The sequence below is a fragment of the Flavobacterium sp. GP15 genome, assembly GCF_014281985.1.
GTDB classification, from domain to species: domain Bacteria; phylum Bacteroidota; class Bacteroidia; order Flavobacteriales; family Flavobacteriaceae; genus Flavobacterium; species Flavobacterium pygoscelis.
In genome coordinates, this window is sequence record NZ_JACFTC010000007.1 from 205,422 (window position 1) to 213,226 (window position 7,805).

10 protein-coding genes are annotated in these 7,805 nt (G+C 29.7%); 3 read left to right on the forward strand and 7 right to left on the reverse strand.

Annotation, left to right across the window (positions count from 1 at the left end):
• Positions 1 to 34: 34 nt before the first annotated feature.
• The 6 genes from H2650_RS14010 to ruvC form a co-directional block, all read right to left on the reverse strand.
• Entirely contained in the window at positions 35 to 400 is a 366-nt protein-coding gene (locus H2650_RS14010) for an MmcQ/YjbR family DNA-binding protein (protein WP_188051443.1), read from the reverse strand.
• The gene (locus H2650_RS14015; RefSeq protein ID WP_188051444.1) at positions 397 to 798 is read right to left on the reverse strand and encodes a GNAT family N-acetyltransferase; all 402 of its coding nucleotides are present in this window, start codon (positions 796 to 798) and stop codon (positions 397 to 399) included. Before H2650_RS14015 ends, H2650_RS14010 begins: the two co-directional genes overlap by 4 nt.
• Before the next feature lie 15 nt (positions 799 to 813).
• Positions 814 to 1,320, reverse strand: coding sequence for a GNAT family N-acetyltransferase (locus H2650_RS14020; RefSeq protein ID WP_188051445.1), 507 nt, complete (start codon positions 1,318 to 1,320; stop codon positions 814 to 816).
• Between the two features lie 13 nt (positions 1,321 to 1,333).
• Complete coding sequence (locus tag H2650_RS14025; RefSeq protein ID WP_188051446.1) at positions 1,334 to 2,095, reverse strand: cyclase family protein; 762 nt, start codon at positions 2,093 to 2,095, stop codon at positions 1,334 to 1,336.
• 98 nt (positions 2,096 to 2,193) lie between these two features.
• Positions 2,194 to 3,327 (reverse strand): radical SAM family heme chaperone HemW, encoded by a 1,134-nt coding sequence (gene hemW, locus H2650_RS14030; protein ID WP_188051447.1) that lies wholly within the window; start codon positions 3,325 to 3,327, stop codon positions 2,194 to 2,196.
• Positions 3,328 to 3,391: 64 nt separating this feature from the next.
• A complete protein-coding gene (gene ruvC, locus H2650_RS14035; RefSeq protein ID WP_188051448.1) occupies positions 3,392 to 3,946 on the reverse strand; it encodes a crossover junction endodeoxyribonuclease RuvC in 555 nt (184 codons plus the stop codon).
• A gap of 153 nt (positions 3,947 to 4,099) precedes the next feature.
• Here ruvC and H2650_RS14040 point away from each other — a divergent pair, with 153 nt between their 5' ends.
• Both H2650_RS14040 and H2650_RS14045 read left to right on the forward strand, forming a co-directional pair.
• Positions 4,100 to 5,044 (forward strand): lysylphosphatidylglycerol synthase domain-containing protein, encoded by a 945-nt coding sequence (locus tag H2650_RS14040; protein ID WP_188051455.1) that lies wholly within the window; start codon positions 4,100 to 4,102, stop codon positions 5,042 to 5,044.
• Complete coding sequence (locus tag H2650_RS14045; RefSeq protein WP_188051450.1) at positions 5,041 to 6,138, forward strand: glycosyltransferase; 1,098 nt, start codon at positions 5,041 to 5,043, stop codon at positions 6,136 to 6,138. Before H2650_RS14040 ends, H2650_RS14045 begins: the two co-directional genes overlap by 4 nt.
• A 116-nt stretch (positions 6,139 to 6,254) precedes the next feature.
• Here the strand turns inward: H2650_RS14045 and H2650_RS14050 are convergent, their stop codons facing one another.
• Positions 6,255 to 6,731 (reverse strand): hypothetical protein, encoded by a 477-nt coding sequence (locus tag H2650_RS14050; RefSeq protein WP_188051451.1) that lies wholly within the window; start codon positions 6,729 to 6,731, stop codon positions 6,255 to 6,257.
• A gap of 203 nt (positions 6,732 to 6,934) precedes the next feature.
• On the opposite strand from H2650_RS14050, the gene H2650_RS14055 reads away from it, so the two are divergent.
• The gene (locus H2650_RS14055; protein ID WP_188051452.1) at positions 6,935 to 7,435 is read left to right on the forward strand and encodes a DUF456 domain-containing protein; all 501 of its coding nucleotides are present in this window, start codon (positions 6,935 to 6,937) and stop codon (positions 7,433 to 7,435) included.
• The last annotated feature ends 370 nt before the right edge of the window (positions 7,436 to 7,805 follow it).

A 7,805-nucleotide genomic window follows, 5' to 3' on the forward strand; every position in this document is an offset into this window, starting at 1 on the left:
ATGTTTCATTACCTAACAAAAGTAATACCTAATTTTATAAATCTAAAATTTCATTTTGCAATTTCTTTGTTAAACTTTTGAAAACCAATTCATAGGAATGATCCATTAATTGATTAACCAATACGTCTGAAACTGTTTTATTTATATTGACGGTATTCCAGTGCAATTTGCTCATGTGAAATCCAGGTTTAATGTCATCGTATTCTATTCGCAATTCTGTAGCCCGATCAGGATCGCATTTTAAATTGATTGCTGGCTTGCCTTCTTCCCACTTTGACAAAGAAGAAAGAGCAAATATTTTTCCACCTACTTTAAAGACTAATGTATCTTGATCGAATGGAAAATGTTCTGTAACTCCTTTTTTAGAAAGGCAATATTCATAAAAACTTTCTAGATTCATTTGATGATTTTTTCCATTAATTTTTCTGGATTTGCTAATTCATGAAAACCAAATTTACGATATAAAAAATGGGCGTCACTAGTAGCCAATCTCCAAATTTTAATATTTTTAAGTTTAGGTTCATTCATCATGTTTTCGATCAAAATAGACGAATACCCTTTGCCACGATGCTCCTCTGTAATAAAAACATCCATTAAATAAGCAAAAACAACATAATCTGTAATTACTCTTGCAAATCCAATTTGCTGTTCATCAAGATAAATTCCAAAACAAAACGAATGATCAATTGTAGTTTGAATTTCTTGCATAGTTCGTCCAGCCGCCCAATAAACATTTTTTAAAAATTTTTGAATAAATGGAACGTCTAGTTTGTTTTTATCCGTAGAAACTGTAATCATTTTATTGTTTTTTTATTAAATTTCAATTTCAAATAAACTAAAAGAGCCTTCTTTATAATGTTCTGGCAAATCGGCTGTCCATTCAATTTCACTGATGCCTTTATAGGTAAATCCGCAATTTGTATAATATTCGTTGATGCGTTCATTACCGCTGTGCGTGTCCAATCTAACAAATAATTTTTGGTTTTCTTTGGCATAATTTACTGCCCAATCAACAATTTTTTTAACATAATTTCTACCTCTAAAATCCGGATTTGTGGCTATTCTATGAAGGTAAACAGAAGGTTGCAAATTGGCTTCTTTCCAAATTATAGCATCGTTAAAAGTTAATACAAAAGTGCAAGCCACTGCTTCATTTTCCTTGATTACAAAATGACGTTTTTCGGCAATTTCTTGCTCAATTAAACTTCTTTCAAAACCTCTCCAACTTTTTTTAGCTACCTTTTTTTGATGTGCTGTTGCTGCATCATATATTTTGAAAACTGCATCAATATCTTCGGTCTTGCTATTTATAATTTTCATTTTTCTATAATTATTATATTTTATACAAAATGGGTTTACTCGGACTAGCATCATTCTCAAAAGAAACAATTTGTAGATTTAGCAAATAACTCCCGTCTTGAATTTCATTTGGTACATAAATCATTTCGGTAATTGTGGCTTCCATTCGCACATCTGAATTCAGATTTTGAGTGTCTTTTACGTTCCAAAATGCTTTATGCGCCAATAATTTACCCTCGTCTTTTTCTTTATCAACACTTGGCAAATCGATTAATAAATGCTGAATGCCGTTTTCGCAAATATAACGAGCCGTTTCCTCACTGAGATATGGCGGGTTTGTATTAGAATATTTCTTGGATTTTTTTAAAATTTCATTCGGCAATGATCTAATAATAATCGCTTCAGGAATTTTGCCATTTAACGCTTTTTCGATCTGACTTTTAGAAATTATTCTATCTTCTCCTAACAATTCTGGATCTACAGTTACAAGCTCAGCCAAAAAAAAGAATTGTTTTAATGCTTTGTTTATACTGTGAAATTCTTTTGTAATATGACCCAGACATTCGGTGTGCGTTCCGTGACCATGTGGATTGAAAAAAATAGTATTAAAATTTGTTGAAGCTCCTTTTTCAACACTTCCAATCCATTCACCAAAAACAACTGGTTCTATTTCTGGTTTTTCAATATACCAAGCAATTGGATTTTCGTCAGTATTAGTCAGTGGAATAGAAATATCAATTGGTTTTGATAAATCGACTTTCAGTGTTTTATTTTTATGTTCAAGAGTTACTATCACAAATTATCATTTTTTACGATTACGGATTAAAGACTCAAAGTTACAAGTTAAAAACTCACTCTTTCTTCGTTTCTTAGTACCTTTGTAGCTAAATTATACTATTCCAAATTTAAGTAAAATAAGTCTGACGCAATTCCGTCAGTCAAAAATTTTCCTTTTTTAGTTGGCTTTAAAATATCATTTTCAATAAAAAGTAAATCATCCTCTAGGAATTTGTGACTTTGTTTGTTGAGATAATTAAAATATGGAACACCAAATTCGGTTTTGATTCTATCTAACGAAACACCCCAAACCGTTCGTAAGCCAGTCATAATATATTCATTATAACGATCGGTAACAGATAATATTTCTGTCTCATTTGGTAATTTATCTTCCTGAATAGATTTGAGATAAATAGGATTATTAGCTACATTCCAACTTCTAGAAACACCATTATAACTGTGCGCTGAGGGTCCAATACCAATATATTTTTTTCCTAACCAATAAGCCGAATTGTTCTTGGAAAAATAATTTTCTTTTGCAAAATTTGATAATTCGTAGTGTATAAACCCTTTGGATTCTAAGATTTCGACTAAAATAGCAAAATGTTCTTGAGCGACTTCATCATTTGGTGCAGCAATTTTCCCTGTTTGAATCAGTTTATTTAATGCCGTTTTGGGTTCTACTGTCAAAGCATAACTAGAAATATGAGGAATCCCAAAAGACAAAGCCTTATCAATATTATCTTTCCATTTCTCATTACTCATTCCAGGAATACCATAAATTAAATCGATTGAAATATTATCAAAATATTTCGTGGCCAATTGAAGACATTTTGTGGCCTCCACCGAATTGTGAGCACGATTCATCATCTTTAAGTCTTCTTCATAAAAAGACTGAATTCCGATACTCAATCTATTGATTTTACTTTTAGATAATTCCAATATACGATCTTCAGATAAATCATCAGGATTAGCTTCTAAAGTAATTTCAGGATCACCTATAACCTTATAATTTTCATAAACGGCATCAATCAAAAAATTAATTTCTCTCGAAGTTAATACGCTAGGAGTTCCTCCGCCAAAATAAATAGTTTTAATACTCTCATCAAAGCACTCCTTTTTACGGAGTTTAATTTCTTTAGCCAAAGCCAAAACCATCTCTTCTTTCTTCTTCATTGAAGTCGAAAAGTGAAAGTCGCAATAATGACACGCTTGCTTGCAAAATGGTATGTGGATGTATATTCCTGACATTTTTAAAAGAGATAATTTGGAAAAATAAAGAATTTTTTAGTTGTTGTATTTTATAATTGATACATTATTTTTTCACTCGTTCTTCATTCTGTTTCACAAAAGCATCCCAACCCGTGTAGCTTTTGGTTCCAATCACTTTTCCTGAATTAAAAAAATGACAAACTGCTGCTGCTAATCCATCAGTTGAATCGAGGTTTTTGGGTAATTCTTTGAGTCCTAAAAGCTGTTGAAGCATTTTAGCAACTTGCTCTTTACTAGCATTTCCATTTCCAGTAATGGCCATTTTTATTTTCTTGGGTTCATATTCAGTAATAGGAATATCTCTTGACAAACCAGCTGCCATAGCTACGCCTTGTGCACGACCTAATTTTAGCATAGATTGCACATTTTTTCCAAAAAACGGCGCTTCGATAGCAATTTCATCTGGATGATGCGTATCGATTAATTCAATAGTGCGCTCAAAAATACGTTTCAATTTCATGTAATGGTCATCCATTTTATTCAATTGAAGTTCATTGAGCTGCATAAATTCCATCTTTTTATTGACAATTTTTATCAATCCAAAACCCATGATTGTAGTTCCGGGATCAATTCCTAATATGATGCGTTCGTGTGCCATTTTATTTTTGAAGTTCTTATTGCCGTAGGACTTTAATACACTATTTTTTTATTAAAAGTAAGTCTATAATTTAAAATCAATGAGCAGATATAAAATTGTATCTAAATGCTTGTAAATAGCTATCGCAGTAGATTTTTGCTTTACTTTGCAGCCATGATTTCAATTCCACACAAAACTAAACAATTCCTTGTTCTTATAGTCAAACTTTTGATTGTAGGTGGTGCGTTTTATTTTATTTACAACCAATTAGCTAATAATGACAAATTAGACTGGAATAAGTTTATAGTTTTGTTTAATAAAAATCAGTCGATTATTGGAATTGGCTTTATTTTATTATTGAGTATTTTAAATCGTTTATTCGAAATTTTAAAATGGCAAAATCTAGTTTCAACTTTATCTAAAATTTCTAAATTAGAAGCTACTAAACAAGTACTTGCTGCATTAACCGCTGGATTATTTACACCAAATGGTGTGGGAGAATATGCGGGAAAAGCACTGTTCTACGATAAATCCGAAACGAAACAGATTGTGTTTTTAAATTTGATTTGTAATGGAATCCAAATGGTATTAACAGTTATATTTGGGATTTTTGGTTTATTGTATTTTAATGCCAATTATAATGTGATTACAACAAGAACCGTACTACTTCTTTTTGGAATTTTAATTTTCACTTTTATCGTATTATTTTCAATAAAAGGGATAACGGTTAAAGGATATTCAATCGAGAAATTGATTCACAAGATTAATGAAATTCCAAAATCAATTCATCGGAAAAATATTTTTTTAGCAGTTTGCCGTTACATCGTTTTTTCGCATCAATATTATTTTTTGTTCTTAGCTTTTGATGTTGACTTACCTTATTTAACCTTAATGTCGGCCATTACTAGTGTTTATTTTTTAGCTTCTTCATTACCCACTTTTCAATTTTTAGATTTCGCCGTTAAAGGTAGTGTAGCAGTTTATTTCTTCGGAATTTTGGGAGTAAATGAATGGATCGTAATATTTATTTCTACATTGATGTGGTTTTTAAATGTCGTTCTACCGGTATTAATTGGCAGTTATTATGTTCTCAACTTTAAAACTAAAAAACCTATATGATTGTGGTTTTTTATTTTATTATACTACTATATTGTATAGCAATCTTTTTTTTGATTTACGGTTACAACAAAATAAAGACTGTAAATTATAGCAGTTTACAGCCCAAAACAAAATTTACAATTATTATTCCCTTTCGGAATGAATCCGAGAACTTACCTGTTTTGTTGGAGAGTTTTTCAAATCTAAATTATCCTAATGAGCTGTTTGAAGTTATTTTAGTAGATGACGAATCCAAACAAGAATTTATTCTCCCTACTTTAAATTATGCTGTCAAGATAATTCAGAACCGGCGCCTTAGCAATTCGCCAAAAAAAGATGCTATTACAACTGCAATGCAATATGTAGTTTCAGATTGGGTTGTTACCACTGATGCAGATTGTAGGGTTAATAAAGAATGGCTTGCAACTTTTGATAATTACATTCAGCTTCACGATGTTTCAATGATTGCTAGTGCAGTTAGTTATGCGTGTGAAAATTTATTTTTACATCATTTTCAACAATTAGACTTAACAAGTTTACAAGGAGCCACTATTGGGAGTTTTGGTATAAATAAAGGTTTTATGTGTAACGGAGCTAATATTGCTTACATGAAATCACTCTTTACAAAATTAAATGGTTTTGAAGGAAATGATAAAATTGCTAGTGGAGACGATGTTTTCCTACTACAAAAAGCAATTGCTAATTTTCCAGAAAAAGTTCATTACTTAAAGTCTAAAAATACAATCGTAATCACTAAACCAATAGATGATTGGAAAAATTTATTTTATCAAAGAGTGCGATGGGCTTCTAAAACGAGCTCATATAACAGTCATTTCGGTATACTATTAGGATTGATTGTTTTCGCAGGAAATTTGATTTTAGTTCTTGGTTGGTCGTTTTCAGTTATAGGTATTATTTACTTTAAAGAATTTATTTTTTTGTTACTATCTAAATTCATCGTGGATACCATTTTGCTTCACAAGTCAAATAGCTATTTGAATCAAAAAAGAATACGTTATTTAATAGCGAGCAGCTTGCTATATCCTTTTTTTACTGTTAGTGTAGCTTTCTATTCTTTAGTAGGCAAGTATGAATGGAAAGGAAGAAGTTTTTAAATGACTGTATTTAAAGAAAAAAAACAAATTGCTAAAATAAAATTTAATCATTTACAGAAACTTGAAACAAATCTGAGATCATATTTGATAATATTGTATACAATTGCACTTTTAAATTATTCGACTTTTAATATTACTGGAAGAATAAATTGAGTTTTAACAGGAATTCCACGTTTAATCGCGGGATTTATTTTTGGAAAATCCACTAAACGTTCATTTAAAATACTATCAATTTTTATACGATTATACGCTACAGAATCTTTTGGAAATTGCGGTTCGAATTGTAATGCTGAATTAGCATAAACAGTAACTTTCACTTCAATCGTATCAAGTTTTGGATCCAAAATTGAAAGTGTATCCGTATTTAATTTTTCTTGAATCAATTTTGTTAAAATTTCAAAAAAGCAGTGTTGGCGTTGCACTTTATTTTCAATTTTGTCACAATCTTCTAATGAAGGATATTCGTCAACTTCATTCCAGTTGATTGCTTTTAATTCTTTTTGCAACAACTCTTTTTCCGATGGAACTTGCTTTTCGAAAAAATTACAAGAAGTAAAAAGTATAAATACTAAAAAAAGAGAATACTGTTTCAAAGTTTATATTTTTCTGTTGAACTTAATTGGTATAAAAATACAAATATTTTTTTTAGAATATTTATAAAAAAATACTGTTGTTATTGCACCATCTAGAATTTTTTTAAACACTTTTATAATTACTTCTGAAAAAATTTAGATTTCATAAAACTTTTAAAAAAAGAATTGAACTTTAAAATTATTTAGTATCTTAATAGAAAAGTATGGATTTTGCTCTTCTTATTATTAGCTTTATATTCATGATAATAGGTTTATTTGGAAGTTTTCTTCCAATATTACCAGGTCCAAGCATTAGTTGGATTGGATTACTAATTCTAAACTTAACCACAGCGGTAACAATAAATTATTGGCTTCTTGGAATTACATTAATAGTGACTATTACAATTTCAATATTGGATTATATAATACCTGCAAAAGGAACAAAGGTATTTGGGGGTAGTAGCTATGGTATTTGGGGAACTAATATTGGTTTAGTGATTGGAATTTTTGCACCAATCCCTTTTGGATTCTTAATTGGACCTTTTCTAGGAGCTTTAATAGGTGAGCTTATTTACAATTATAAGGATCATAATAGAGCTTTAAAAGCTGCGATAGGATCATTTTTAGGCTTACTTGCCTCAAGTTTTATGGCTTTTATAATTTGCGTTATGTATTTCGGTCTCTACATTTGGATGATATGGCAGTATAAAACTGAATTATTTTAATGATTTAAAGTACAAACTGTCCTTATTTTGTTAATGAAGACATTATTTGCTTTTTTGTAGAACAAACCAATACTTAACTTTATACATTAGTATTCCTGCTTCTTTAAATTATAATATATCAACATTGAGTTTAGCTCTTAATTTAAAATATCGCCAATAATAATTACTATCTACATTTTTTTGATACTCTATCTCTGATAAAATAATTTACCATTTGCAATGTATCTAAATTTATACTTGTTTTTTTATGCAACTATTGATAATTATCCAATTCTTTTGTAATAATAATTAAAACAGGCACAATAATTCAATTACAAATAAAATAGAAGATTAAAATGGGGATTTGATATAAAACAAAAAACCCTTCATC